The 24,722-nt window shown below is 69.5% G+C and carries 21 protein-coding genes and 1 tRNA gene; 10 read left to right on the top strand and 12 right to left on the bottom strand.

Going from position 1 to position 24,722, the window contains the following annotated elements:
- The first annotated feature begins 3 nt into the window (after positions 1–3).
- The 8 genes from QSK45_RS29090 to QSK45_RS29125 all read left to right on the top strand — a co-directional run bounded on the left by QSK45_RS29090 (position 4) and on the right by QSK45_RS29125 (position 5,975).
- Positions 4–1,071, top strand: a complete 1,068-nt coding sequence (locus tag QSK45_RS29090; RefSeq protein ID WP_285561853.1) for a hypothetical protein — start codon at positions 4–6, stop codon at positions 1,069–1,071.
- A gap of 23 nt (positions 1,072–1,094) precedes the next feature.
- Positions 1,095–2,114, top strand: coding sequence for a hypothetical protein (locus QSK45_RS29095; protein WP_285561854.1), 1,020 nt, complete (start codon positions 1,095–1,097; stop codon positions 2,112–2,114).
- Between the two features lie 22 nt (positions 2,115–2,136).
- Positions 2,137–3,282: a hypothetical protein gene (locus QSK45_RS29100; protein WP_285561855.1), complete on the top strand. Its 1,146-nt coding sequence runs from the start codon at positions 2,137–2,139 to the stop codon at positions 3,280–3,282.
- On the top strand, positions 3,282–4,010 hold the full coding sequence (locus QSK45_RS29105; RefSeq protein WP_285561856.1) for a hypothetical protein: 729 nt from the start codon (positions 3,282–3,284) through the stop codon (positions 4,008–4,010). Before QSK45_RS29100 ends, QSK45_RS29105 begins: the two co-directional genes overlap by 1 nt.
- A gap of 16 nt (positions 4,011–4,026) precedes the next feature.
- Entirely contained in the window at positions 4,027–4,395 is a 369-nt protein-coding gene (locus QSK45_RS29110) for an ATP-binding protein (RefSeq protein ID WP_285561857.1), read from the top strand.
- 94 nt (positions 4,396–4,489) lie between these two features.
- Positions 4,490–5,398 carry a peptidoglycan-binding protein gene (locus QSK45_RS29115; RefSeq protein WP_285561858.1) on the top strand — a complete coding sequence of 303 codons (909 nt, stop codon included), beginning with the start codon at positions 4,490–4,492 and terminating at the stop codon, positions 5,396–5,398.
- Positions 5,399–5,424: 26 nt separating this feature from the next.
- Positions 5,425–5,703 carry a hypothetical protein gene (locus QSK45_RS29120; RefSeq protein WP_285561859.1) on the top strand — a complete coding sequence of 93 codons (279 nt, stop codon included), beginning with the start codon at positions 5,425–5,427 and terminating at the stop codon, positions 5,701–5,703.
- Positions 5,700–5,975: a hypothetical protein gene (locus QSK45_RS29125; RefSeq protein ID WP_285561860.1), complete on the top strand. Its 276-nt coding sequence runs from the start codon at positions 5,700–5,702 to the stop codon at positions 5,973–5,975. The genes QSK45_RS29120 and QSK45_RS29125 overlap by 4 nt, the downstream gene beginning before the upstream one ends.
- 66 nt (positions 5,976–6,041) lie before the next feature.
- On the opposite strand, the gene QSK45_RS29130 is transcribed toward QSK45_RS29125, so the two are convergent.
- The 10 genes from QSK45_RS29130 to QSK45_RS29175 form a co-directional block, all read right to left on the bottom strand.
- Positions 6,042–9,941 (bottom strand): DNA-directed RNA polymerase subunit beta', encoded by a 3,900-nt coding sequence (locus QSK45_RS29130; protein ID WP_285561861.1) that lies wholly within the window; start codon positions 9,939–9,941, stop codon positions 6,042–6,044.
- 97 nt (positions 9,942–10,038) lie between these two features.
- Entirely contained in the window at positions 10,039–13,524 is a 3,486-nt protein-coding gene (gene rpoB / locus QSK45_RS29135) for a DNA-directed RNA polymerase subunit beta (protein ID WP_285561862.1), read from the bottom strand.
- Between the two features lie 565 nt (positions 13,525–14,089).
- Positions 14,090–14,479, bottom strand: coding sequence for a 50S ribosomal protein L7/L12 (rplL, locus tag QSK45_RS29140; RefSeq protein WP_285561863.1), 390 nt, complete (start codon positions 14,477–14,479; stop codon positions 14,090–14,092).
- 111 nt (positions 14,480–14,590) lie between these two features.
- A complete protein-coding gene (gene rplJ, locus QSK45_RS29145) occupies positions 14,591–15,121 on the bottom strand; it encodes a 50S ribosomal protein L10 (protein ID WP_285561864.1) in 531 nt (176 codons plus the stop codon).
- A gap of 318 nt (positions 15,122–15,439) precedes the next feature.
- On the bottom strand, positions 15,440–16,381 hold the full coding sequence (locus tag QSK45_RS29150) for an SCO4651 family lipoprotein (protein ID WP_285561865.1): 942 nt from the start codon (positions 16,379–16,381) through the stop codon (positions 15,440–15,442).
- A gap of 166 nt (positions 16,382–16,547) precedes the next feature.
- On the bottom strand, positions 16,548–17,273 hold the full coding sequence (rplA, locus tag QSK45_RS29155) for a 50S ribosomal protein L1 (protein WP_145482786.1): 726 nt from the start codon (positions 17,271–17,273) through the stop codon (positions 16,548–16,550).
- A gap of 98 nt (positions 17,274–17,371) precedes the next feature.
- Positions 17,372–17,806 carry a 50S ribosomal protein L11 gene (rplK, locus tag QSK45_RS29160; protein WP_046419431.1) on the bottom strand — a complete coding sequence of 145 codons (435 nt, stop codon included), beginning with the start codon at positions 17,804–17,806 and terminating at the stop codon, positions 17,372–17,374.
- Positions 17,807–17,975: 169 nt separating this feature from the next.
- A complete protein-coding gene (gene nusG, locus QSK45_RS29165) occupies positions 17,976–18,854 on the bottom strand; it encodes a transcription termination/antitermination protein NusG (protein ID WP_285561866.1) in 879 nt (292 codons plus the stop codon).
- An 80-nt stretch (positions 18,855–18,934) separates the two neighbouring features.
- The gene (gene secE, locus QSK45_RS29170; protein WP_285561867.1) at positions 18,935–19,222 is read right to left on the bottom strand and encodes a preprotein translocase subunit SecE; all 288 of its coding nucleotides are present in this window, start codon (positions 19,220–19,222) and stop codon (positions 18,935–18,937) included.
- A 106-nt stretch (positions 19,223–19,328) separates the two neighbouring features.
- Positions 19,329–19,401: transfer RNA gene (locus tag QSK45_RS29175), tRNA-Trp, on the bottom strand.
- A gap of 262 nt (positions 19,402–19,663) precedes the next feature.
- Between QSK45_RS29175 and QSK45_RS29180 the strand changes: the two genes are divergently transcribed.
- Positions 19,664–20,890 (top strand): pyridoxal phosphate-dependent aminotransferase, encoded by a 1,227-nt coding sequence (locus tag QSK45_RS29180; protein ID WP_285561868.1) that lies wholly within the window; start codon positions 19,664–19,666, stop codon positions 20,888–20,890.
- A gap of 138 nt (positions 20,891–21,028) precedes the next feature.
- Positions 21,029–22,060, top strand: a complete 1,032-nt coding sequence (locus tag QSK45_RS29185) for an adenosine deaminase (protein ID WP_285561869.1) — start codon at positions 21,029–21,031, stop codon at positions 22,058–22,060.
- Positions 22,061–22,092: 32 nt separating this feature from the next.
- On the opposite strand, the gene QSK45_RS29190 is transcribed toward QSK45_RS29185, so the two are convergent.
- Positions 22,093–23,148, bottom strand: a complete 1,056-nt coding sequence (locus tag QSK45_RS29190) for a UDP-N-acetylmuramate dehydrogenase (protein ID WP_285561870.1) — start codon at positions 23,146–23,148, stop codon at positions 22,093–22,095.
- 64 nt (positions 23,149–23,212) lie between these two features.
- Entirely contained in the window at positions 23,213–24,715 is a 1,503-nt protein-coding gene (locus QSK45_RS29195) for a DHA2 family efflux MFS transporter permease subunit (RefSeq protein WP_285561871.1), read from the bottom strand.
- Positions 24,716–24,722 lie beyond the last annotated feature (7 nt).

The following is a 24,722-nucleotide window of genomic DNA, read 5'->3' on the forward strand; positions in this document are numbered from 1 at the left end:
GGCATGACCATCAGTTGCGCATGGCTGTCCCCGGACGGCCAGACCCGGGCGGACACCCGGGTCACCCAGACCGGGGCGCTCACCCCGGTCACCGAGAGCACGGGGCGCTCGGGCGTGCTGCCGGGGTCCGCGGGCGGTCAGTACCTCACCGGGGGTCTGTCGCTGACCGGCACGACCGGCACCATGACCGCCCAGCTCGGCGCGGGCCGCGCGGTGATCCAGTCCTCGCCGGACCGCGGCGCCTACCCGGTGACCGTCACCGAGCCGGTCCCGCTGACCTTCGCCGACGGCGACGCCCAGTACGGCCGGATCGACCTGGTCGTACTGCGGATCCACGACGACGCCTACGACGGCGGCGGGCGCACCGAGGCCGTGGCCGAGATCGTCCGGGGCACGCCGGCCGCCACCCCCACGGCCCCCACCGCCCCGGACGCCTCGCTGGCCCTGTTCGCGGTGACGGTGGCCGCGGGCGCCAGCGCCGCCCAGGGGATCGACTGGAACACCGCGCTCACCGACCTGCGGTCCGCCACCGTCTCGGTCGGCGGCATCCTGCCGACCCGGGCCGGCGACACGGCCCCCGGCAGCTACCCGGGCCAGTACCGCGAGTCCTCGACCGGGGTGCTCCAGCGGTGGAACGGCTCGGCATGGACCTCGGCCGTGGTGACGTCGGCGTTCGCCTGCGACATGAACTGGGGGTCCACCAACTCGACGACGTACACGTCCACTCTGGCGAACACGACCGTCAACCCGCTGAGCCTCGGCTTCACCGCCCCGCCCACCGGCGCGGTGCTGCTGCACTTCGGCGCGCGCATGTGGACCACCGACAGCACCAACAGCTCCGCCTACATGATCCCGCAGCTCTCCCAGAACGGCACCGTCGTCTACACCGCGAACGACGGCTCCTCCTGCATGTACGGCGGCCCGGTGAGCGCCTCGGTGGCGACCATGTGGCGGCTGTACGGCCTGACACCGGGCGCCGTCTACACGATGACCGCCATGCACCGCTCCAACGACGCCAACGTCACCTGCGGGTTCGACAACCGCTTCCTGCGCGTCGAACCCGCCAACTGACCTTCCCCAGAGAGGAGTCCGACATGGCCGTACGCTCCGTCTGGCTGTCCCCCGACGGGCAGTCCCGTGAGGACACCCGGCTCGTGCCGCTCGGCACGATGACCCCCGTCTCGCCCGTCGCGTCCCGCTCCGGCATCCTGCCGGGCTCGGCCGACGGCACGACCCGTCTGTCCGGCTTCACCGCGGAGGGCGTCACCGGGACCATGACCGTCGTGGTCCACCCGGGCCGGGCGCTGGTCCAGGGCGCCGACGCGCAGGGCGCCTACCCGGTCGCGCTCGCCGAGGACCTGACGCTCACCTTCACCGACGGCGACGCCCAGTACGACCGGGTCGACCTGATCGTGCTGCGCGTCTACGACGACGCCTACGACGGCAGCGGCCGCACCGAGGCCGTGATCGAGGTCGTCCCGGGCACCGCGGCCGCCACCCCCACCGCCCCGCCCACCCCGCCGCTCGCGCTCCCGCTGTACGAGGTCCGTATCCCGAAGGGGGCGAGTGCGAGCACCGCACCGAACTGGAGTTCGGCCCTGACCGGGCGCCGTACCGCCACGGTCGGCCTCGGCGGCATCCTGCCGGTCACCAGCGACACCACCAACGGCGCCTACCCGGGCCAGTACCGGGACCTCGGCAGTGTGCTGCAGCGCTGGTCCGGCACCGCCTGGGCCGACTACCAGCCGCCGGTCGCCGTGGAGACCACCACCACCGGGGCCACCGCGACCACCGACTGGTCGGTGCTGAGCTACAGCGCCCGCCGCACCCGCGGGGTGTGCTCCTTCAACCTGGCCCTGGCCCGCACGGGCGCCAACCTCGTCGCGACCGCCGCCGGCACCACCAACCCGGGCAACCTCAACGACACGCAGATCGCCACCCTGCCGGCCGGCTGGCGGCCGGCCCAGGACAGCTACGCGATCGCCACCGACGGATACGCCGACGGCTCCGTCCGCATCCTCGCCGACGGCTCGGTGCTGCTGATCACCTGGGCGACCAGCGGCGTCATCCAGACCGGCAACAACGTGCGGATCTCCGCCTGCTACGTGCTCTGACGACCGAGGGGCCGACCGCCGTATGACCACCAACACTCCCTACCGCGCGATCTTCTGCGACCTGCTCACCGACCGCACCATCGACATCCTGCCGCTGCGCGACGTCACCGTCGACGACTACATCGGCAAGGCCGGCTCGCTCACCGGCACCATCCCGGTCCCCAACGCGGAGACCGCCGCCCGCGTCCGCCGCATCGAGGAGGGCCGCACCTCGGTCTACCTCCAGCGCGGCCACGACCTGTGGTGGGGCGGGATCATCTGGACCAGCACCCTGCACAGCGACGACCAGGGCGTCCTCACGCTGGAGATCCAGGCGGCGACCTTCGAGTCGTACGCGGGACGGCGGCTGATCCGGGCCGGGTCCCCGAAGTACGACCCCGCGTACACGCTGCCCTTCAGCGACGCGGACCAGCTCGACATCGCCCGGGGCCTGTGGACCGACATGCAGACCGCCCTGGACGGCGGGAACATCCTCGTCACCTACGGCACCGAGACCTCCGGGGTCCGGCGCACGGTCGGCTACCGGGACGGGGAGGAGACCGCCTACCTCGACGCCCTGAACTCGCTGGCCGCGCTGGAGGACGGCTTCGAGTACCACATCGCCGTCTACACCGACCCGGTCACCGGGGCGCGCGTGCGCCGGCTGGTGCTGGGCCACCCGAAGATCGAGACCGGCAGCTCCGACCTGGTCCTGGACCGGCCGGGCACGGTCCTGTCGTACTCCTTCCCGCGCGACGCCACCCGCGGCGGCACCACCGCGCGGGCCCGGGGCGCCTCCACCAACTCCGACCAGGCCAGCGAGTCCCGGCCGCTGGCCTCCACGGTCGCGGTCGCGGACCAGCTGATCGGGACCGGGCCCGGCCACGCCGGGTACCCGCGCATCGACCTGACCTCGGACCACAACGACATCAGCGACTCCACCACCCTGGACGCCGTCGCCCGGACCGAACTGAGGGCCGCCACCGGTGCGGTGGTCATCCCGGAGATCACCGTCCGGCTCGACGACCTGGTGCCGCCCGCGCTGCTCGGCCGTACCGCACGGCTGCGGATCACCGACGAGTGGTTCACCGAGGGCCTCGACGCCCGCTACCGGATCATCGGCGTCAAGGTCAGCCCGGCCCAGCGCGGCCGCCCCGACACCGCCGACCTGTACCTGGAGGATGTCTGATGCCCCAGCTGCCCGAGGACATCATCGACCGGCTGACCCAGATGGAACGCCGGATCCAGCAGCTGTCCACCGCCGTCAACACCCGGCCTGCCCAGAACACGGTCTCCGGCGGCGGCGTGGAGATCACGGGCGGCGGCTACCTGGCCGTCCGGCCGCCGTCCGGTGGACCTGCCGTCTTCGCGGTCGGCAAGTGGTCCGGCGACGAGTACGGCCTGGCGATGCGCCGCCAGACCGGCGAGACGGCCCTGACACTGAACAAGGGCGACGGCACGAGCACCGCGATGCAGCCGCTGCGGATCTTCGACAAGGCCGGCAGGGAGCTCTTCTCCGACGACGTCGTGACCGGCGGCCTCGCCCGGCCCTGGCTCGGCATGCTGCCCCCGCAGAACACCGCCATCTCGACCTGGCCGCTGACCACCGCGACCACATGGACGACGATCGCGATGTCCTACAACGTGGTCTGGCAGCCGTACATGCGGCTGCTGATCAACACCCGGGTCAGTTCCGGCGCGACCGGCAACGTCCGGGTGCTCGTGAACGGCAACCCGTGGGGCAGCCCGCTCACGGTCACCTCCGCCGCGGACTTCGACTACACGGGCCCCGTCGCCGCCGACTTCGGCACGGTCTTCCGCGCCCAGGTCAAGGTCGAGATCCAGGCCTACGTCTCCGGCACCTCCGGCACCGTCTACGCCAACCCCGTGCTGATGCACGGCTGCCAGACCCCCTGAGAAAGGCGGCACACCCATGGACATCGACACCACCCAGCCCTGGGGCCACGAGATCGACTACGCCGGCCGCGCCACCATCACCGAGGCCGGCCACACCATCCACATCAACGTCACCGACAACAGCCTGAGCTACGTCATCGGGCCGGACCCGGTCACCGGCACCTACCCTCCGGTCACGGTCATGGCCCAGTTCACCGAGTCCGGGGCGGACTTCACCGAGCTGCGCGGCTGGGGGCAGGTCACCGTCATGCCCGTCGGCACCGACCCCGTCGTGCCCGACCAGACGGCGATCCAGCGGGCGGTGGCCGCCGCGCTCGCCAACTTCGAGGCGAACACGGCGTCCTACGCCGCCCTGTGCGCCAAGTGGCCGCCGTCCACCGGCTGACCCGCTGTCCCCTCCTCTCCGCCTCCTCTCCGCCTCCCCTCCGCACCACCGCCCCGGGCCCCCGGCCCGGGGCTTCTCCCTGTCTGGAGTCCTCATGGCCACACCCCTGTCCGCCGACGCCCTCGTCGCCGCGCTGCGCGCCGAGGGCGTCACCGTCGTGGAGCAGCCCGGCTGGCGTACCCACAACCGCAACCAGAAGGGCAGCTGGGGCCCGGTGAACGGCGTGGTCATCCACCACACCGTCTCCTCCGGCACCAGCTCCAGCGTCAACCTGTGCTTCAACGGCGACTCCGCGCTGCCCGGCCCGCTGTGCCACGGAGTGATCGCCAAGGACGGCACCGTCCACCTCGTCGGCAACGGCCGCGCCAACCACGCCGGCGGCGGCGACCCGTCCGTGCTGCGGGCCGTGATCAGCGAGACGTACGGCGACCGGCCGCCGGTGCCGCACGAGCACGAGGGCAGCGCCGGTGCCGTCGACGGCAACTCCCGCTTCTACGGCTTCGAGTGCGTCAACCTCGGCGACGGACACGACCCGTGGCCCGACGCCCAGTTGGAGGCCATCGAGCGGGTCTCGGCGGCGCTGTGCCGGGCCCACGGCTGGGGCGCCAAGTCGGTGATCGGGCACCTGGAGTGGTCCGACTGGAAGAGCGATCCGCGCGGCTTCTCGATGTCCGGGATGCGCCGGCGGATCCAGACGCGGCTGTCCGCCGGCACCGGTCCGAAGGAGCCCCCGCAGCCCCCGCGCCCGCCGCGGTACCAGCCCTTCCCGGGTGTCTCGTTCTTCAAGGACGAGCCTGACTCCCCCATCGTCACCGCGATGGGGCGCCGGCTGGTCGCCGAGGGCTGCGGCCGCTACCGGGTGGGCCCGTCCGCCCAGTGGTCGGCCGCGGACCAGCAGTCGTACGCCGCCTGGCAGCGCAAGCTCGGCTACCAGGGCGCCGACGCCGACGGCTGGCCGGGCCCCGCATCCTGGGCGGCCCTGAAGGTTCCCCACACCGCCTGACGCGCACCGGAAAAGCGAGGTCCCCCATGTCAGAGGCCGCCAAGCGCACCCTTCGCACCGCCCTGCAGACCGCTGTCGGCCTGTGCGTGCTGCTGCCCACGCTGATCGACGCCGTCGGCGTCCCCCGCACCCTGCCCTGGGCCGCGGGAGTGCTGGCCGTCGCCGCGGGCGTCACCCGGGTGATGGCCGTACCCGGAGTCCAGGTGCTGCTGCCCGCGTGGCTGCGCACCGAGCACCGGCCGAACACGGACGCCGAGCTGCGGTCCCTGGGCGCCGCCGCGCCGACGGAGCGGGGTGAGGCGTGAGCGAACCCTCGTCTCCCTCCTCCCTCTCCGATCCGACCGCCGTCGCCGTGGAGCTGGAGCGGCTGCGCGGCACCGTCGAGGCCGGCTTCGCCCGGGTCGACGGCTCGCTCGCGCTGCTGGTCCAGCGAAGCGACCAGACCGACAAGCAGCTCGCCGACCACGAACAGCGGCTGGACGCCCTGGAGCGTGGCCGCTGGCCGCTCGCCAGCGTCGGCGCGCTGGCCGCCCTCGCCACCGTCGCCGTCACGGCCTGGCAGCTCACGGCCCGCTGACAGCGCCGGACAACGCCGAAGGGCGGCCACCCCCCGAGGGGAGCGGCCGCCCTTCAAGCTGCCCGCTTACTGGTTGTACGGACCGTAGTCGTAGTCCTCCAGCGGAACGGCCTGGCCGGAGCCGGTGCCGAACGGCGAGTAGTCGATGTCGTCGTAGCCGACGGCCGAGTACATCGCGGCCTTGGCTTCCTCGGTCGGCTCGACCCGGATGTTGCGGTAGCGGGACAGACCCGTACCGGCCGGGATGAGCTTACCGATGATGACGTTCTCCTTGAGGCCGATGAGGCTGTCGGACTTGGCGTTGATCGCCGCGTCCGTCAGGACTCGGGTCGTCTCCTGGAAGGAGGCGGCCGACAGCCAGGACTCCGTCGCCAGCGAGGCCTTGGTGATACCCATCAGCTGCGGACGACCGGAGGCCGGGTGACCGCCCTCCTGGACCACGCGACGGTTCTCGGTCTCGAACTTCGAGCGCTCGACCAGCTCGCCGGGCAGCAACTCCGCGTCGCCCGACTCGATGATCGTCACACGGCGCAGCATCTGCCGGATGATGATCTCGATGTGCTTGTCGTGGATCGACACACCCTGCGAGTTGTAGACCTTCTGGACCTCGCCGACCAGGTGGACCTGGACGGCACGCTGACCCAGGATGCGCAGCACGTCGTGCGGGTTGGTGGCACCCACGGTGAGCTGCTGGCCCACCTCGACGTGATCGCCCTCGCGGACCAGGACCTTGGCACGCTTCGAGATCGGGAACGCCGTCTCGTCGCTGCCGTCGTCCGGGGTGACGACGATCTTCTTCGTCTTCTCGGTCTCCTCGATCCGCACGCGGCCGGAGGCCTCGGAGATCGGGGCGACACCCTTCGGGGTACGGGCCTCGAAGAGCTCGACGACACGCGGCAGACCCTGGGTGATGTCGTCACCGGCCACACCACCGGTGTGGAAGGTACGCATCGTCAGCTGGGTACCGGGCTCACCGATGGACTGGGCGGCGATGATGCCGACCGCCTCACCGATGTCGACCAGCTTGCCGGTGGCCAGCGAACGGCCGTAGCACATGGCGCAGGTGCCGACGGCGGACTCGCAGGTCAGGACCGAGCGGGTCTTGACCGTCTCCACACCGTGCTTGACCAGCTCGTCGATGAGCACGTCGCCGAGGTCGGTACCGGCCGGGGCCAGCACCTTGCCGTCGACCACGATGTCCTCGGCGAGGCAGCGCGCGTACACGGACGTCTCGACGTTGCCCGTCTTGCGCAGGACACCGTCCTCGCCACGCTCGGCGATCGCCAGCTTGAGGCCGCGCTCGGTGCCGCAGTCCTCCTCGCGGATGATGACGTCCTGGGAGACGTCGACCAGACGACGGGTGAGGTAACCCGAGTCGGCGGTACGCAGAGCGGTGTCCGCCAGACCCTTACGGGCACCGTGCGTGGAGATGAAGTACTCCAGCACGGACAGACCCTCACGGAACGAGGCCTTGATCGGACGCGGGATGGTCTCGTTCTTCGCGTTCGACACCAGACCGCGCATACCGGCGATCTGCCGCATCTGCATCATGTTTCCTCGGGCACCCGAGTCGACCATCATGAAGATGGGGTTGGTCTTGGGGAAGTTCTCGTTCATCGCCTCGGCGACCTCGTTGGTCGCCTTGGTCCAGATCGCGATGAGCTCCTGAGTGCGCTCTTCCTTGGTGATCAGACCGCGCTCGTACTGCTTCTGGACCTTCTCGTCCTGCGCCTCGTAGCCCGCGACGATGGCCTTCTTCGCCTCGGGGACGACGACGTCGGAGATGGCCACGGTGACACCGGAGCGGGTGCCCCAGTAGAAGCCGGCCGCCTTCAGGTTGTCGAGCGTCGCCGCGACGATGACCTTGGGGTAGCGCTCGGCCAGGTCGTTGACGATCTCGCCGAGCTGCTTCTTGCCCACCGAGTAGTCGACGAACGGGTAGTCCTCGGGCAGCAGCTCGTTGAAGAGCGCGCGGCCCAGGGTCGTCCGCAGGCGGAAGGTGTCACCCTGCTGCCACTCCGGCTCGCCCTCCTCGCGCGCCGGCGGGGTCCAGCCGCGCGGCGGGATGGTGCCCACCGGGAAGCGGATGTCCACGGACGACTGGAGTGCCAGCTCACCGGCGTCGAACGCCATGATCGCCTCGGCCGTGGAGCCGAACGCGCGGCCCTCGCCCTTGGTGTCGCGCAGCTCGCCGTCGGTGGTGAGGAAGAACAGACCGAGGACCATGTCCTGGGTCGGCATCGTCACCGGGCGGCCGTCGGCCGGCTTGAGGATGTTGTTCGAGGACAGCATCAGGATGCGGGCCTCGGCCTGCGCCTCCGCGGACAGCGGCAGGTGCACGGCCATCTGGTCACCGTCGAAGTCCGCGTTGAACGCGGTGCACACGAGCGGGTGGATCTGGATGGCCTTGCCCTCGACCAGCTGCGGCTCGAAGGCCTGGATGCCGAGGCGGTGCAGGGTGGGCGCACGGTTCAGCAGCACCGGGTGCTCGGCGATGACCTCTTCGAGGACGTCGTACACCACGGTGCGGCCGCGCTCGACCATGCGCTTGGCCGACTTGATGTTCTGCGCGTGGTTCAGGTCGACCAGGCGCTTCATCACGAACGGCTTGAACAGCTCCAGCGCCATCGCCTTGGGCAGACCGCACTGGTGCAGCTTGAGCTGCGGGCCGACGACGATGACGGAACGCGCCGAGTAGTCGACACGCTTGCCGAGCAGGTTCTGACGGAATCGACCCTGCTTACCCTTCAGCATGTCGCTGAGGGACTTCAGCGGACGGTTGCCGGGGCCCGTCACCGGGCGGCCGCGACGGCCGTTGTCGAAGAGGGCGTCGACCGCCTCCTGGAGCATGCGCTTCTCGTTGTTCACGATGATCTCGGGCGCACCGAGGTCGAGAAGCCGCTTCAGGCGGTTGTTGCGGTTGATGACACGGCGGTACAGGTCGTTCAGGTCGGAGGTCGCGAAGCGGCCACCGTCCAGCTGCACCATCGGACGCAGGTCCGGCGGGATGACCGGGACGCAGTCCAGGACCATGCCCTTGGGGCTGTTCGAGGTCTGCAGGAACGCGGAGACGACCTTCAGGCGCTTGAGCGCACGGGTCTTCTTCTGGCCCTTGCCGGTGCGGATGATCTCGCGGAGCTTCTCGGCCTCCTCCTCGAGGTCGAAGGACTCCAGGCGCTTCTGCAGCGCCGCGGCACCCATCGAGCCGTCGAAGTACGTGCCGAAGCGGTCGCGCAGCTCGCGGTAGAGCAGCTCGTCGCCCTCCAGGTCCTGGACCTTGAGGTTCTTGAACCGGTTCCACACCTCGTCGAGACGGTCGATCTCGCGCTGCGCGCGGTCGCGCAGCTGCTTCATCTCACGCTCGGCACCCTCGCGCACCTTGCGGCGCACGTCGGCCTTGGCGCCCTCGGCCTCCAGCTCGGCCAGGTCGCTCTCGAGCTTCTTGGCGCGGGCCTCCAGGTCGGCGTCGCGGCGGTTCTCGATCTGCTGGCGCTCGACCGAGACGTGCGCCTCCAGGGAGGGCAGGTCGCGGGTACGACGCTCCTCGTCGACGTACGTGATCATGTACGCCGCGAAGTAGATGACCTTCTCCAGGTCCTTCGGGGCGAGGTCCAGCAGGTACCCCAGGCGGGACGGGACGCCCTTGAAGTACCAGATGTGGGTGACGGGAGCGGCCAGCTCGATGTGGCCCATCCGCTCACGGCGCACCTTGGCGCGGGTGACCTCGACGCCACAGCGCTCGCAGATGATGCCCTTGAAGCGGACACGCTTGTACTTGCCGCAGTAGCACTCCCAGTCCCGGGTAGGACCGAAGATCTTCTCGCAGAAGAGTCCGTCCTTTTCCGGCTTCAGGGTGCGGTAGTTGATGGTCTCGGGCTTCTTGACCTCGCCGTGGCTCCACTGACGGATGTCGTCAGCGGTGGCCAGGCCGATCCGGAGCTCGTCGAAGAAGTTGACGTCGAGCACTATGCGTCAATCCCTCTCAGGGTCGTGAGTCTGTGGTCTGAAACGGGGGCCTGGGGGTCGGCGGGGCCCTGTGGGTGAGGGCCCCGCCGGACTCCCGTCAGACCTCTTCGACGCTGCTCGGCTCGCGCCGGGACAGGTCGATGCCGAGCTCCTCCGCAGCGCGGAAGACATCCTCGTCGGTGTCACGCATCTCGATGGACATACCGTCGCTGGACAGCACCTCCACGTTCAGGCAGAGCGACTGCATCTCCTTGATGAGCACCTTGAAGGACTCGGGGATGCCGGGCTCGGGAATGTTCTCGCCCTTGACGATGGCCTCGTAGACCTTCACGCGGCCGGTCACGTCGTCGGACTTGATGGTCAGCAGCTCCTGGAGGGCGTACGCGGCGCCGTAGGCCTCGAGGGCCCACACCTCCATCTCACCGAAGCGCTGGCCACCGAACTGCGCCTTACCACCCAGCGGCTGCTGGGTGATCATCGAGTACGGGCCGGTCGACCGGGCGTGCAGCTTGTCGTCGACCAGGTGGTGCAGCTTCAGGATGTACATGTAGCCGACCGAGATCGGGTCCGGGAACGGCTCACCGCTGCGGCCGTCGAACAGCCGCGCCTTGCCGGACGGGAGCACCATGCGCTCGCCGTCGCGGTTCGGGATGGTGTGCTGGAGCAGACCCGCCAGCTCGTCCTCACGGGCACCGTCGAACACCGGGGTGGCGACGTTGGTGCGCGGGGCGACCTGGTCGGCGCCGATGGCCTGCAGACGCTTGGCCCACTCGTCGCCGAGGCCGGAGACGTCCCAGCCGCGGCTGGCGAGCCAGCCGAGGTGGATCTCCAGGACCTGTCCCGGGTTCATTCGGGACGGCACACCCAGCGGGTTCAGGATGATGTCGACCGGGGTGCCGTCGTCCAGGAACGGCATGTCCTCGATCGGCAGGATCTTGGAGATGACGCCCTTGTTGCCGTGACGGCCGGCGAGCTTGTCACCGTCGGTGATCTTGCGCTTCTGCGCGACGTAGACGCGGACCAGCTGGTTCACGCCCGGCGGCAGCTCGTCGCCCTCCTCGCGGTCGAAGACGCGCACGCCGATGACCTTGCCGGTCTCGCCGTGCGGCACCTTCAGCGAGGTGTCGCGGACCTCACGGGCCTTCTCGCCGAAGATGGCGCGCAGCAGGCGCTCCTCGGGGGTCAGCTCGGTCTCGCCCTTCGGGGTCACCTTGCCGACCAGGATGTCGCCGGCGATGACCTCGGCACCGATGCGGATGATGCCGCGCTCGTCGAGGTCGGCGAGGACCTCCTCGGAGACGTTCGGGATGTCCCGGGTGATCTCCTCGGGGCCGAGCTTGGTGTCACGGGCGTCGACCTCGTGCTCCTCGATGTGGATCGAGGAGAGGACGTCGTCCTGCACGAGGCGCTGCGACAGGATGATCGCGTCCTCGTAGTTGTGACCCTCCCACGGCATGAACGCCACGAGCAGGTTCTTGCCGAGGGCCATCTCGCCGTTCTCGGTGGCCGGACCGTCGGCGAGGACCTGGCCCTCGACGATCCGGTCGCCCTCGTTGACGATGACCTTCTGGTTGACCGAGGTGCCCTGGTTGGAGCGGGAGAACTTGTGCAGGCGGTACGTGATGTACGTGCCGTCGTCGTTGGCGGTGGTGATGTAGTCCGCGGAGACCTCCTGGACCACACCCGCCTTCTCGGCCTTGACCACGTCGCCGGCGTCGACGGCGGAGCGGTACTCCATGCCGGTACCGACGAGCGGGGCCTCCGACTTAATCAGCGGAACGGCCTGGCGCATCATGTTCGCGCCCATGAGGGCACGGTTGGCGTCGTCGTGCTCGAGGAAGGGGATCATGGCGGTCGCGACCGACACCATCTGGCGCGGCGAGACGTCCATGTAGTCCACGTCCTCGCCGCCGACGTAGTCGACCTCGCCGCCACGGCGGCGGACCAGCACGCGGGCCTCGGCGAAGCGGAGGTCGTCCGTCAGCGGGGCGTTGGCCTGCGCGATGACGAAGCGGTCCTCCTCGTCGGCGGTCAGGTAGTCGACCTCGTCGGTGACCTGGCCGTCGATGACCTTGCGGTACGGGGTCTCGACGAAACCGAACGCGTTGACGCGGCCGTAGGAGGCGAGCGAGCCGATCAGACCGATGTTCGGGCCTTCGGGCGTCTCGATCGGGCACATGCGGCCGTAGTGCGAGGGGTGCACGTCTCGGACCTCGAACCCGGCCCGCTCACGCGAGAGGCCACCGGGACCCAGCGCCGAGAGACGACGCTTGTGGGTCAGACCCGACAGCGGGTTGTTCTGGTCCATGAACTGCGACAGCTGGCTGGTGCCGAAGAACTCCTTGATGGAGGCGACGACCGGCCGGATGTTGATCAGGGTCTGCGGCGTGATCGCCTCGACGTCCTGGGTCGTCATGCGCTCGCGCACGACGCGCTCCATACGGGCCAGACCCGTGCGGACCTGGTTCTGGATGAGCTCGCCGACGCTGCGCAGACGACGGTTGCCGAAGTGGTCGATGTCGTCGGTCTCGACGACGATCGTCTCGCCGTTGTCGGCCGTCGTCTCGGTCTCGCCGGCGTGCAGCTGCACCAGGTACTTGATCGTCGAGATGATGTCCTCGACGGTCAGGATGCCCGCGTCCAGCGGGGCGTCGGCGCCCAGCTTCTTGTTGACCTTGTAGCGGCCGACCTTGGCGAGGTCGTAGCGCTTCGGGTTGAAGTAGAGGTTCTCGAGCAGCGTCTGCGCGGCCTCGCGCGTGGGGGGCTCGCCCGGACGCAGCTTGCGGTAGATGTCCAGCAGCGCGTCGTCCTGGCCCTGGGTGTGGTCCTTCTCCAGGGTGGCGCGCATCGACTCGTAGTCGCCGAACTCCTCGAGGATCTGCTCGGTGGTCCAGCCGAGCGCCTTCAGAAGGACGGTGACCGACTGCTTGCGCTTGCGGTCGATACGCACACCGACCATGTCGCGCTTGTCGATCTCCATCTCCAGCCAGGCACCCCGGGACGGGATGATCTTGGCCGAGAAGATGTCCTTGTCGGACGTCTTGTCGATGGAGGAGTCGAAGTAGACACCGGGGGAACGGACCAGCTGAGACACCACGACACGCTCGGTGCCGTTGATGACGAAGGTGCCCTTGTTCGTCATGAGCGGGAAGTCGCCCATGAAGACCGTCTGGGACTTGATCTCACCGGTCTCGTTGTTGGTGAACTCGGCGGTGACGAAGAGCGGGGCGGCGTACGTGAAGTCGCGCTCCTTGCACTCGTCGATGGAGTTCTTCGGCGGCTCGAAGCGGTGGTCCCGGAACGTCAGGGACATCGACCCGGAGAAGTCCTCGATCGGGGAGATCTCCTCGAAGATCTCCTCCAGACCGGACTTGGTGGGGACGTCCTGACCGTTCTCCAGAGCCTCCTCGACCCGACTCTGCCAGGCGGTGTTGCCGAGCAGCCAGTCAAAGCTCTCGGTCTGCAGCGCGAGCAGGTTCGGAACCTCGAGAGGCTCCTTGATCTTTGCAAAGGAAATGCGCAGCGGGGCGGTGCTGGCGCCGTTGTTCGTATTCGCGGTCGAGGCGTTGCGCGAGGCGGCCAAGAGGGGGTCCTTCCGAGGGCTCGGACTCACTACGCGCGTGCCGGCCCCTCTCCCGAACACGGAGACGGAAACCCAGGTCAAAGGGGCTCATCCATCGATGCTCGAGTGAGGGCAGACCCCTGGTGACGGGCAGGGGGCAGCTAACAGGCAGCGCAAAGGGTCAGTGTAGCCACTTGGCACACTGATGTCCAGTGCGGGTTTGTCGAGACCCTCGCTGTCCTCACCGCTCTTGTCAACGCCCTCGGCATGCTGCCCTCAACGCACGTTGATACTGCCCTGTTCGCCGTCGATCCATGCCTCGGATTCGGATCCTTGTGACGACGCGTCCTGAGAATTGCGCGCTGCTCGCGGTTCGTCAAGAGCCTCCCACCGGAACCGGGCCGTCCGGAGACACGACGAAGATCACCATACCTCTCGCCACCGCGAGCGCAAGGCAACCGCGGTCACCCTCCGGATACGCCGAAGAGCGACCACCCGGATGGATGATCGCTCTTCGGTGCGTTCGCGTTACAGCCGAATCAGGCCGTTGTCAGCGCGCGTTCGAGTCCCGTGGACCCGTGAGGTCTTACTTGACCTCGACGGAGGCACCGGCGCCCTTGAGGGCCTCGGCGGCCTTGTCGGCGGCCTCCTTGTTGACCTTCTCGAGGACCGGCTTCGGGGTGCCGTCGACGAGGTCCTTGGCCTCCTTCAGACCCAGGGAGGTCAGCTCGCGCACGACCTTGATGACCTGGATCTTCTTCTCGCCGGCGCCGGTGAGGATGACGTCGAACTCGTCCTTCTCCTCGGGGGCCTCGGCGGCGGCGCCACCAGCGGCACCACCGGCGACGACGACCGGCGCGGCAGCGGCGGCGGTGACGTCGAACTTCTCCTCGAAGGCCTTCACGAACTCGGAGAGCTCGATGAGGGTCATCTCCTCGAACTGGGCAAGCAGCTCGTCCTGGGTGAGCTTCGCCATGATGGCGGTCCTTCCACTCAATCGGCAGGTGCCGGATGTACTGGGTAAGGCGGGCGTACGTCGGCCCGCTGCGACCCGCGCCGGTTGGCGCGGGTCAGAAAGCGAGCCGAATTACTCGGCACCGCCCTGCTCGGCCTGCTTGGCGCGCAGCGCGTCCACGGTGCGGACGAGCTTCGACGGCAGCGCCTGGAAGAGAGAGGCAGCCTGGGACTGCTTCCCCTTGAAGGCACCGGCCAGCTTGCTGAGCAGAACCTCGCGGGACTCGAGGTCCGCAAGCTTCTTGATCTCGTCGGCGGACATCGCCTTGCCGTCAAGGACACCGCCCTTGATGACGAGATTCGGGTTGTCCTTGGCGAAGTCACGGAGACCCTTCGCCGACTCCACCGGGTCACCGGTGACGAAGGCGACGGCCGTCGGACCAGCGAAGAGCTGGTCGTCCAGCGTGATCCCGGCCTCGTTGGCCGCAATCTTGGTCAGCGTGTTCTTCACCACGGCGTACTGGGCGTTCTCACCGAGCGACCGGCGCAGCGTCTTGAGCTGCGCCACGGTGAGACCGCGGTACTCGGTCAGCACGGCGGCGTTGGAGCTGCGGAACTTGTCCGTCAGCTCCGCAACCGCGGCAGCCTTGTCGGGCCTCGCCATAGAGCCTCGGCCTCCTTCCGGGTGATTCGGACCGCGCGGACCCGAAGGAGGACTGGGGAAAACAAACGCCCCGGCGCAGGCGCTCGGGGCGGACTCGACCGGTCGCACACGCGCTCGGCGCGCGCACTCCGGGAGTTCTTCCACTGACACCTGCGCGGGTCGCCCACTTTTCAGCGGATCCTTCGGCCACCGCGCCCTCTGCAAGCGCGCGGCAACGACCAGCGGTCTTTGGCTTCGGGGAAGAGCGTACGGGACCGGGGCGCCACGCAGCAAATCGGGCCCCGGCCCCCGCACGGTCCGGCAGGGATCAGGAGGTGCTCAGGAACTGATGCCACTGCCGCTGGAGGTGCTGCCGCCCGACGGGCTGTCGAGGCCCCCGCCGGACTTCATCATGTCGGCGATGTCCATCGTGTCGGCGGCCGGCGGCGCCTGGGTGGAGACCTGCACGCCGTAGTCGCTGTAGTAGGCGGTGCTGCTCAGCGTGCCGTTGCTGGTGGACGCCTTCTCGGACTTCTTGACCAGGAGGTTCTGGTCGTTGATCCAGATGTCGATGGCGTCGGTGGTGATGCCGGCCTGCTTCAGCTGCTGCTTCAGAGCGGTGAGCTGGCCGGCGCTGAGGTTGCTGCTCTTGCCCGCCAGGTCGGCGACGTCCACGGTGCCCGCGTAGTGCGTGGTGTGCGCGCCGTCGACCGTCTCCTCGCCGATCTTCCTGACGTCCCCGGAGGCCAGCAGCATCTTCACCGACTGGTTCGGCGTGGACGTCTGGAGCTGGTCCTTCATGTACGTGCCCGAGGCGCCGCCGACCTTGGCGAGGTAGTCGTAGTCGTACTTGACCCAGTGCTTGCCGCCGGTCTGCTGGGCGAAGGTGTCGCTCATCTTCGCGTAGTAGGCGTCCGACAGGTAGCGCGCCTCCATGTGTGTGGTGCCGGCCTTGCGCATCGCCTCGGCCATCTGGCCGCCGGTGTACGTGATGGTCAGCGTGCCCTTGAGGCCGTGGCCCCAGGTGAGGGCGCCGTCGGCGTTCACCGCCATGATGTCGCCCATGGACGTGGTGGAACGCACCTTGGCCGAGTCGGCCTTGTCGGTGTTCTGCTCGACATCGCGCAGCACGGCGGCGACGGGGCTCAGGTGGACCGTGCCGTCACCGGCCGCCTTGCCGCCGCCCTTCCCGGAGCCCGAGGAGCCGCACGCGGCCACCCCGGTCAGCGCCGCCACCACCGCCACGGAAAGGGTCACCCGGCGTGCTGTCGTGCTCTTCATTTCGTCCTACCCCCTGCGAATCGTCTGCGCGCAGCCTAGTCCCGGCCACTGACAGTCGTACGACGAACAGGTCGTACACAGAAAGGACGGGCCCCGCACCTCGAAAGGTTGCGGGGCCCGCCCTTCAGTCACGCGTACCCGACGCGGCTACCGGTGAGCGCGGGGCTCAGACGGCGGCCGGGTCCTCCTCGACGAGGAGGTTGCGGGTGCGGTTCGGGTCGAGCTGGATGCCGGGGCCCATCGTGGTGGTGATGGCGGCCTTCTTGATGTAGCGACCCTTGGCGGCGGACGGCTTCAGACGGAGGATCTCCTCCAGCGCGGCGCCGTAGTTCTCCACCAGCTTGGTGTCGTCGAAGGACACCTTGCCGATGATGAAGTGCAGGTTCGAGTGCTTGTCGACGCGGAACTCGATCTTGCCGCCCTTGATGTCGGTGACGGCCTTGGCCACGTCGGGGGTGACGGTGCCGGTCTTCGGGTTCGGCATCAGACCACGGGGGCCGAGGACGCGGCCGAGGCGGCCGACCTTGCCCATGAGGTCCGGGGTGGCGACGACGGCGTCGAAGTCCAGGCGGCCCTTCGAGACCTCGTCGATCAGCTCGTCGGCACCGACGATGTCGGCGCCCGCGGCACGCGCGGCCTCGGCACGGTCACCGGTCGCGAAGACCAGGACCCGGGCGGTCTTACCGGTGCCGTGCGGAAGGTTCACGGTGCCACGGACCATCTGGTCGGCCTTGCGCGGGTCGACGCCCAGACGGAAGGCGACCTCGACGGTGCCGTCGAACTTGGTCGTGGAGGTCTCCTTGGCGAGACGGACGGCCTCGAGCGGGGCGTACAGCTTCTCCCGGTCGATCTTGGCGTCCGCAGCGCGGAGAGCCTTGCTGCGCTTGCTCACAACTTGCTCCTGTGTGTTCTGAAAGGAGTCGTGGTCCCTGGGCCGAGCAGGCCCTGCCACGTGCGACCGGCGACGGTCGCGTTACCTGCTGGTGGTGGTCAGCCCTCGACCGTGACGCCCATGGAGCGCGCGGTGCCGGCGATGATCTTCGCCGCGGCGTCCAGGTCGTTCGCGTTGAGGTCGGGCATCTTGGTCGTGGCGATCTCGCGGACCTGCGCCTCGGTGATCTTGGCGACCTTGGTCTTGTGCGGCTCGCCCGAGCCCTTCTCCACGCCCGCGGCCTTGAGGATCATCTTCGCGGCCGGCGGCGTCTTGGTGACGAAGGTGAAGGAGCGGTCCTCGTAGACCGTGATCTCCACCGGGATGACCCAGCCACGCTGCGACTCGGTCGCGGCGTTGTAGGCCTTGCAGAACTCCATGATGTTGACGCCGTGCTGACCCAGCGCCGGGCCGACCGGCGGAGCCGGGTTGGCGGCGCCGGCCTGGATCTGGAGCTTGATGAGCCCCGTGACCTTCTTCTTCTTGGGAGGCATAGCTCTCCGGGTCCTTTCGATTCGGGTCCTGCCCGCCCCCGGGGACCACCCGGATGCAGGCATACCGCACAACGATAACGGGTATAGATGCGCGGCCAAAAACCGAGCAGGTCAGACGGGCTGCAGTCAGCCCGCCTGACCTGCTCGGAAGCGGTGAGTCCAGAAGGAACTAGTTCTTCTGGATCTGGTCGAAGGAAAGCTCGACCGGCGTCTCGCGGCCGAAGATCTCCACCAGGCCCTTGACCTTCTTGGAGTCGGCGTTGATCTCGTTGATGGTCGCCTGGAGGGTGGCGAACGGGCCGTCGGTGACGGTGACCGAGTCGCCGACCTCGAAGTCCAGCACCTGGACCTCGACCTTGCGCTGCGGGGCGGGCTTGCCCTCGGCCTCGGCGGCCTCGCGGGCGGCCTTCTCCTCGGCCTCCGGGGCGAGCATCTTGACGATCTCGTCCAGGGTCAGCGGGTACGGGTCGTAAGCGTTGCCCACGAAGCCGGTGACGCCGGGCGTGTTGCGGACGACGCCCCAGGACTCGTTGGTCAGGTCCATGCGGACCAGGACGTAACCCGGCAGCTTGTTCTGCTTGATCGTCTTGCGGTCGCCGTTCTTGATCTGGACGACCTCTTCCTGCGGCACCTCGGCCTGGAAGATGTAGTCCTCGACGTTCAGCGAGACGGCGCGCTGCTCCAGGTTGGTCTTCACACGGTTCTCGTAACCGGCGTACGTGTGGATGACGTACCACTCGCCGGGCAGGGTGCGCAGTTCCTCGCGCAGGGCCTGGACGGGGTCGACCGGAGCGGCCGGCTCCTCCTCGACGGCCTCGGCGGCGGCGTCCTCGTCGCCCTCCGCGGCGTCCTCGTCCTCGGCGGCCTCTTCGTCCGCGTCCTCGGTGTGCAGCGCGGCCTCCTCGGCCGGCTCGCCCGCCTCGGCCTCGGCAGCCTCGAACTCGTCCTGCTCGTCCGCGCCCTCGACGATGTCGAGCTCGTCGTCCACCAGCTCGGCAGCGTTCCCGCGAGGCTCGGTGGCGTCGTCGTTCAGGTTCGGGTCAGACACGATGGCTGCTTCTTCCTGGTTACATAGGGGTGGAACATGCGAAAACGGGCGCCGGTGCCACGGCGCCCTTCGCTCTTGGCTCAGCCGAAGACGTACTTGGCCGCGTGGTTGAGCCCATAGTCAATCACGGTCACCAGCGCGATCATGATGGCGACGAAGAAGATCACCACGGTGGTGTACGACGTCAGCTGGTTGCGCGAAGGCCAGACGACCTTGCGCAGTTCCGCGATGATCTGACGGTAGAAGGTGGCCAGCCGCTTCAGCGGACCCTTCTTGGCGCGCTTGCCGCCTTTGCGGGCCTTCTTCTTGGCCTCAGGCACTTCGTCCTGGGCATCAGGCGTGTCGATGGAGCCCACGGCGTCCGTCATAATCCTCACCTGATCCCGGGTCGTGGCCGTGCCGCGCCCGGTTACTGAGCCGCACGGCGGTGCATTGCTGTACGTACAAGCGCACACATCCTGGCGGTGTGTGTAGCAGGGCCGGAGGGACTTGAACCCCCAACCGCCGGTTTTGGAGACCGGTGCTCTACCAATTGAGCTACGACCCTTTGTGTGTCCCCCAACGTACCGCATCCGGCCGGGTGCTCGGTGTGCACCTGGTTCGACGGCGGCCGCTGAAGGCCAACGAGGTGAGAGTGTACGTGGTCCGGGGCCCGGCGTCGAACAGAAAGTGGCGGCCCGTGGTCCCCCGATCGAAGATCGTCCAGGCCGGGGGCCGGATTCGGATACGCGTTCACGCCTCGACCCGATGCCGTTCAGACTGTGAAACCCGCGTGCCCCGGACATTTCCGGTCTGGAACGATGGACTCCATGAGCGCTGCAATCCCTCCCACCGAGCGCCGGGTCTCCGCCCGAGTCGGCGCGATCTCCGAGTCCGCCACCCTCGCCGTGGACGCCAAGGCCAAGGCCCTGAAGGCCGCCGGGCGACCGGTGATCGGCTTCGGCGCCGGTGAGCCCGACTTCCCCACCCCGGACTACATCGTCGAGGCCGCGATCGAGGCCTGCAAGAACCCGAAGTTCCACCGCTACACGCCGGCCGGCGGACTGCCCGAGCTGAAGGCCGCGATCGCCGCGAAGACGCTGCGCGACTCCGGCTGGGAGCCCGACGTCTCCCAGGTGCTGGTCACCAACGGCGGCAAGCAGGCCATCTACGAGGCGTTCGCCGCGATCCTCGACCCGGGCGACGAGGTCATCGTCCCGGCCCCGTACTGGACCACGTACCCGGAGTCGATCCGGCTCGCGGGCGGTGTGCCGGTGGAGGTCGTGGCCGACGAGACCACCGGCTACCGGGTCTCCGTCGAGCAGCTGGAGGCGGCGCGCACCGAGAAGACGAAGGTCGTCCTCTTCGTCTCCCCGTCGAACCCGACCGGCGCGGTGTACTCCGAGGCCGAGACCGAGGCGATCGGCCGCTGGGCCCTGGAGCACGGCCTGTGGGTGCTCACCGACGAGATCTACGAGCACCTGGTCTACGGCGACGCGGTCTCCGTGTCCCTGCCCGCCCTGCTGCCGGAGCTGCGCGACAAGTGCATCGTGGTCAACGGCGTGGCGAAGACGTACGCCATGACCGGCTGGCGGGTGGGCTGGCTCATCGGCCCCAAGGACGTCGTCAAGGCCGCGACCAACCTCCAGTCGCACGCCACCTCGAACGTGTCGAACGTGGCACAGGCCGCCGCCCTGGCCGCCGTCTCCGGCGACCTGGAGGCCGTGGCGAAGATGCGCGAGGCATTCGACCGGCGCCGCAGGACGATCGTGCGGATGCTGAACGAGATCGACGGCGTGTTCTGCCCGGAGCCCGAGGGCGCGTTCTACGCCTACCCGTCGGTCAAGGCGCTGCTCGGCAAGGAGATCCGCGGCAAGCGCCCGCAGAACTCGGTCGAGCTGGCCGCGCTGATCCTGGAGGAGGCCGAGGTCGCGGTCGTCCCGGGCGAGGCGTTCGGCACGCCGGGCTATCTGCGGCTGTCGTACGCGCTCGGTGACGAGGACCTGGTGGAGGGCGTGAGCCGGATCCAGAAGCTGCTGGCGGAGGCCAGGGACTGAGCGGTCCGCTTCTTCGTGCGGGAGGGCTTCGTCCCGGGAACGTTCCCGGGACGAAGCCCTCCCGTTCGTTCGTGCGAGCAAGACCACGAATGGGGAAACGGCTACCGGGAAAGCCGGGGTGTGCGGCAGGATCTGGGAATGGAGCGTGTACGTGATCTCTCTGAGCTGCCGAAAGCCCATCTGCACCTGCACTTCACCGGCTCGATGCGGCCGAGCACCGTCCTGGAGCTGGCCGACAAGCACGGGGTACGTCTGCCCGAGACGCTGACGGAGGCCCTGACCAGCGGCGAGCCGCCGAAACTCAGGGCCACGGACGAGCGGGGCTGGTTCCGGTTCCAGCGGCTGTACGACGCGGCGCGCTCCTGCGTGCGCGAGCCGGAGGACATCCGGCGGCTGGTGCGGGAGGCCGCGCAGGAGGATCTGCGGGACGGCTCGGGCTGGCTGGAGATCCAGGTGGACCCGACGTCGTACGCGCCGCGGCTCGGCGGTCTGATCCCGACGCTGGAGATCATCCTGGACGCGGTGGACAGCACCTCCCGGGAGACCGGTCTGGGGATGCGGGTCCTGGTGGCCGCCAACCGGATGAAGCACCCCCTGGACGCACGCACGCTGGCCCGGCTCGCGGTGCGGTACGCGGACCGGGGCGTGGTGGGCTTCGGCCTCTCGAACGACGAGCGGCGGGGCATGGCGCGGGACTTCGACCGGGCCTTCCACATCGCGCGCGAAGGCGGCCTGCTGTCGGCCCCGCACGGCGGCGAGCTGACCGGCCCGGCCTCGGTGCGGGACTGCCTGGACGATCTGCACGCGGCGCGGATCGGGCACGGGGTGCGCGCGGCGGAGGACCCCCGGCTGCTGAAGCGGCTGGCCGACCGCCAGGTGACCTGCGAGGTGTGCCCGGCGTCCAATGTGGCCCTCGGCGTCTACGAGAAGCCCGAGGACGTGCCCCTGCGCACCTTCTTCGACGCCGGTGTCCCGCTGGCCCTGGGCGCCGACGATCCCCTGCTGTTCGGCTCCCGGCTGGCCGCCCAGTACGAGATCGCCCGGCACGCCCACGGCTTCTCCGACCCCGAACTGGCCGAACTGGCCCGCCAGTCCATCCGCGGCTCGGCGGCCCCGGAGGACACCAAGGCGCGGCTGCTGGCGGGCGTGGACGACTGGCTGACGTCGTAGAGGCTCACCATGACGTCGTGGAGGCTCGCCCGCTAGAGGCTGACGCCCACCATCACCGGCTCGTTGACCAGGGTGATCCCGAAGGCCGCGCGCACCCCGGCGACGACCTCGCGGGCGAGGGCGAGCAGGTCCTCGGTGGTGGCGCTGCCGCGGTTGGTGAGGGCGAGGGTGTGCTTGGTGGAGATCCGGGCGGGTCCGGTGCCGTACCCCTTGGTGTAGCCGGCCTTGTCGATCAGCCAGGCCGCGGAGGTCTTCCTGCGGCCCTCACCGGCCGGGTAGGCGGGCGGCTCGACCCCGTCGCCGAGCCGCTCGCGCACCCGCGCGCGGAACTCGGCGAACTGCTCCTCGCCAAGGATCGGGTTGGTGAAGAAGGAACCGGCCGACCAGGTGTCGTGGTCCTCGGCGTCGAGCACCATGCCCTTGCCCGCCCGCAGCTTCAGCACGGTCTCCCGGGCTCGGGCCAGCGGCACCCGCTCCCCGGGCTCGACACCGAGCACACGGGCCGTCTCCGCGTACCTGATCGGCGCCGACAGCCCGTCGGCGTCCTCCAGTTCGAAGCGGACGCGCAGGACGACGTAGCGCTCGGGGTCGGCCTTGAAGCGGCTGTGGCGGTACGAGAAGGCACAGTCCCCGTTGGACAGCGTGACCGTCTCGCCGGCGCGCCGGTCGTAGGCGATCACCTCGGAGATCGTCGCGGAGACCTCCTGGCCGTACGCCCCCACGTTCTGGATCGGCGTGGCGCCCGCCGACCCGGGGATCCCCGCCAGGCACTCGATCCCGGCCAGCCCGGCCGCCACGCTGCGGGCGACCGCGTCGCTCCACACCTCACCGGCCGCGAGCTCCAGGGTGGTCCCCCGCAGCTCCATCCCCCGGGTGGCGATCCGCAGCGCGGTCCCCTCGAACCCCTTGTCCCCGATGACCAGGTTCGACCCCCCGCCGACGACCAGCAGCGGTGTCCCGCTGTCGTCCGCCTCCCGGACGGCGTCGATCACCTCGGCGTCCGTCTCGGCGGTCACCAGTCGCGTCGCGGGCCCGCCGAGCCGGAACGTGGTCAGCGGGGCAAGGGGGGCGTCGTGGAGTAGGTGCACGGGCCAAGACTACGAGACGGCTCCGACGGCGCCGCCGGCTGGCGGCGGGAGGGCAGCCGACCGGTCAGCCGGGCATCGTCTCCAGGGCCGGAGCGGTCGAGGCCCCGGTGACGGGTTTCGGGCCGGCGGGGCGGGAGGGGATGACCAGGGCGGCCAGGGCCGCCAGGGCGACCACCGCGGCCCCTGTGACCAGGGCGGGGCGGAGGCCGTCGACGAAGGACTGGGGGGAGGTGTAGCCGCCGCAGGCCGAGAAGATGGAGGACATGACCGCGATGCCGAGCGCGCCGCCGACCTCGCGCAGGGCGTTGTTCGCGCCGGAGGCGATGCCCTGCTCGTGGGGGCGGACGCTGGCCATGACGAGGCTGGCGGCGGGGGCGAAGTAGAGGGCCATGCCGGCGCCGCTGAGGACGAGCGCGGGCAGCTGGGCGGCATAGGTGGCGTGCGCGGTGACGACGCAGGCCAGATAACCGAGGCCGGCGGCCTGGAGGAGCAGGCCCGCGGCGACGACCGGTCGGCCGCCGACGCGGTCGGAGAGGAACCCGGCGAGCGGCGCGACGAGCATGGGCATGCCGGTCCAGGGCAGCATCCGCAGCCCCGCGTCGGTGGGCGAGTAGCCGAGGACGCCCTGCATGTACTGGCTGAGCAGGAAGATCGAGCCGAACATGCCGACGAACATCAGAAGGCTCGCCGCGTTGATCCCGGAGAAGGCCCGGGAGCGGAACAGGCGCATCGGCAGCATGGGGTTCGCGGCGCGGGAACCGTGGACGGTGAAGGCGGCCAGCAGTGCGCCGCCGACCGACAGGGCGGTGAGGACCACCGCGTCCGTCCAGCCGTCGGAGGGGCCGCGGACCAGGCCGTACACGATCCCGAAGAGGCCGCCGCCGGCGAGCAGGGTGCCGGGGATGTCCAGGCGGGTGCCGGCACCGTACGACTCGGCGAGGCGGAGGCGGGCGAGGGGCAGCGCGACCAGGCCGAGCGGAACGTTCAGCCAGAAGATCCAGTGCCAGGACACGTGTTCGGTGAGGCTGCCGCCGACGAGCGGTCCCGAGGCGACGGCGAGACCGTTGACGGCGCCCCAGATGCCGTACACCGTCCCCCGTCTGGCGGCGGGCACGGCCGCGGTCAGCAGGGTCAGCGTGAGCGGCGTCATCACGGCCGCACCCACGCCCTGCACCGCGCGGGCCGCGATCAGGGAGCCGATGCCGGGGGCCATCGCCGCGGCGGCCGAGGCGCCGGTGAAGACCGTGAGCCCGGCGATGAACAGCCGCCTGCGCCCGAACCGGTCGCCGAGCGCGGCGCCGGACATCAGCAGGCAGGCGAACGTGAGCGTGTACGCGCTCACCGTCCACTCCAGATCGTCCAGCGCACCACCGAGGTCCTGGCGGATGGCGGGCAGGGCGGTGGTGACGACGAGGTTGTCCAGGGCCGCCATGAACCCCGCGACGCTGGTGACGAGGAGGGCCCAGACAGCGCTCCGGCGGGCCTGGTGGGTCTGCTGGGTCTTCTGGTCCTTCTGGGTCTTCTGGGTCTTCTGGGTCTTCTGGGTCTTCTGGGTCTTCTGTGACATCGCTCCC

It is taken from the genome of Streptomyces hygroscopicus subsp. hygroscopicus, assembly GCF_030269125.1.
Lineage (GTDB): Bacteria > Actinomycetota > Actinomycetes > Streptomycetales > Streptomycetaceae > Streptomyces > Streptomyces hygroscopicus_C.

Bases quoted from the DNA above. Each gene is read 5' to 3' on its own strand.
- QSK45_RS29090 (WP_285561853.1), top strand. From the start codon at position 4: ATGACCATCAGTTGCGCATGGCTGTCCCCGGACGGCCAGACCCGGGCG.
- QSK45_RS29095 (WP_285561854.1), top strand. From the start codon at position 1,095: ATGGCCGTACGCTCCGTCTGGCTGTCCCCCGACGGGCAGTCCCGTGAG.
- QSK45_RS29100 (WP_285561855.1), top strand. From the start codon at position 2,137: ATGACCACCAACACTCCCTACCGCGCGATCTTCTGCGACCTGCTCACC.
- QSK45_RS29105 (WP_285561856.1), top strand. From the start codon at position 3,282: ATGCCCCAGCTGCCCGAGGACATCATCGACCGGCTGACCCAGATGGAA.
- QSK45_RS29110 (WP_285561857.1), top strand. From the start codon at position 4,027: ATGGACATCGACACCACCCAGCCCTGGGGCCACGAGATCGACTACGCC.
- QSK45_RS29115 (WP_285561858.1), top strand. From the start codon at position 4,490: ATGGCCACACCCCTGTCCGCCGACGCCCTCGTCGCCGCGCTGCGCGCC.
- QSK45_RS29120 (WP_285561859.1), top strand. From the start codon at position 5,425: ATGTCAGAGGCCGCCAAGCGCACCCTTCGCACCGCCCTGCAGACCGCT.
- rplL (WP_285561863.1), bottom strand. From the start codon at position 14,479: ATGGCGAAGCTCACCCAGGACGAGCTGCTTGCCCAGTTCGAGGAGATG.
- rplJ (WP_285561864.1), bottom strand. From the start codon at position 15,121: ATGGCGAGGCCCGACAAGGCTGCCGCGGTTGCGGAGCTGACGGACAAG.
- QSK45_RS29150 (WP_285561865.1), bottom strand. From the start codon at position 16,381: ATGAAGAGCACGACAGCACGCCGGGTGACCCTTTCCGTGGCGGTGGTG.
- rplK (WP_046419431.1), bottom strand. From the start codon at position 17,806: ATGCCTCCCAAGAAGAAGAAGGTCACGGGGCTCATCAAGCTCCAGATC.
- secE (WP_285561867.1), bottom strand. From the start codon at position 19,222: ATGACGGACGCCGTGGGCTCCATCGACACGCCTGATGCCCAGGACGAA.
- QSK45_RS29180 (WP_285561868.1), top strand. From the start codon at position 19,664: ATGAGCGCTGCAATCCCTCCCACCGAGCGCCGGGTCTCCGCCCGAGTC.
- QSK45_RS29185 (WP_285561869.1), top strand. From the start codon at position 21,029: ATGGAGCGTGTACGTGATCTCTCTGAGCTGCCGAAAGCCCATCTGCAC.
- QSK45_RS29195 (WP_285561871.1), bottom strand. From the start codon at position 24,715: ATGTCACAGAAGACCCAGAAGACCCAGAAGACCCAGAAGACCCAGAAG.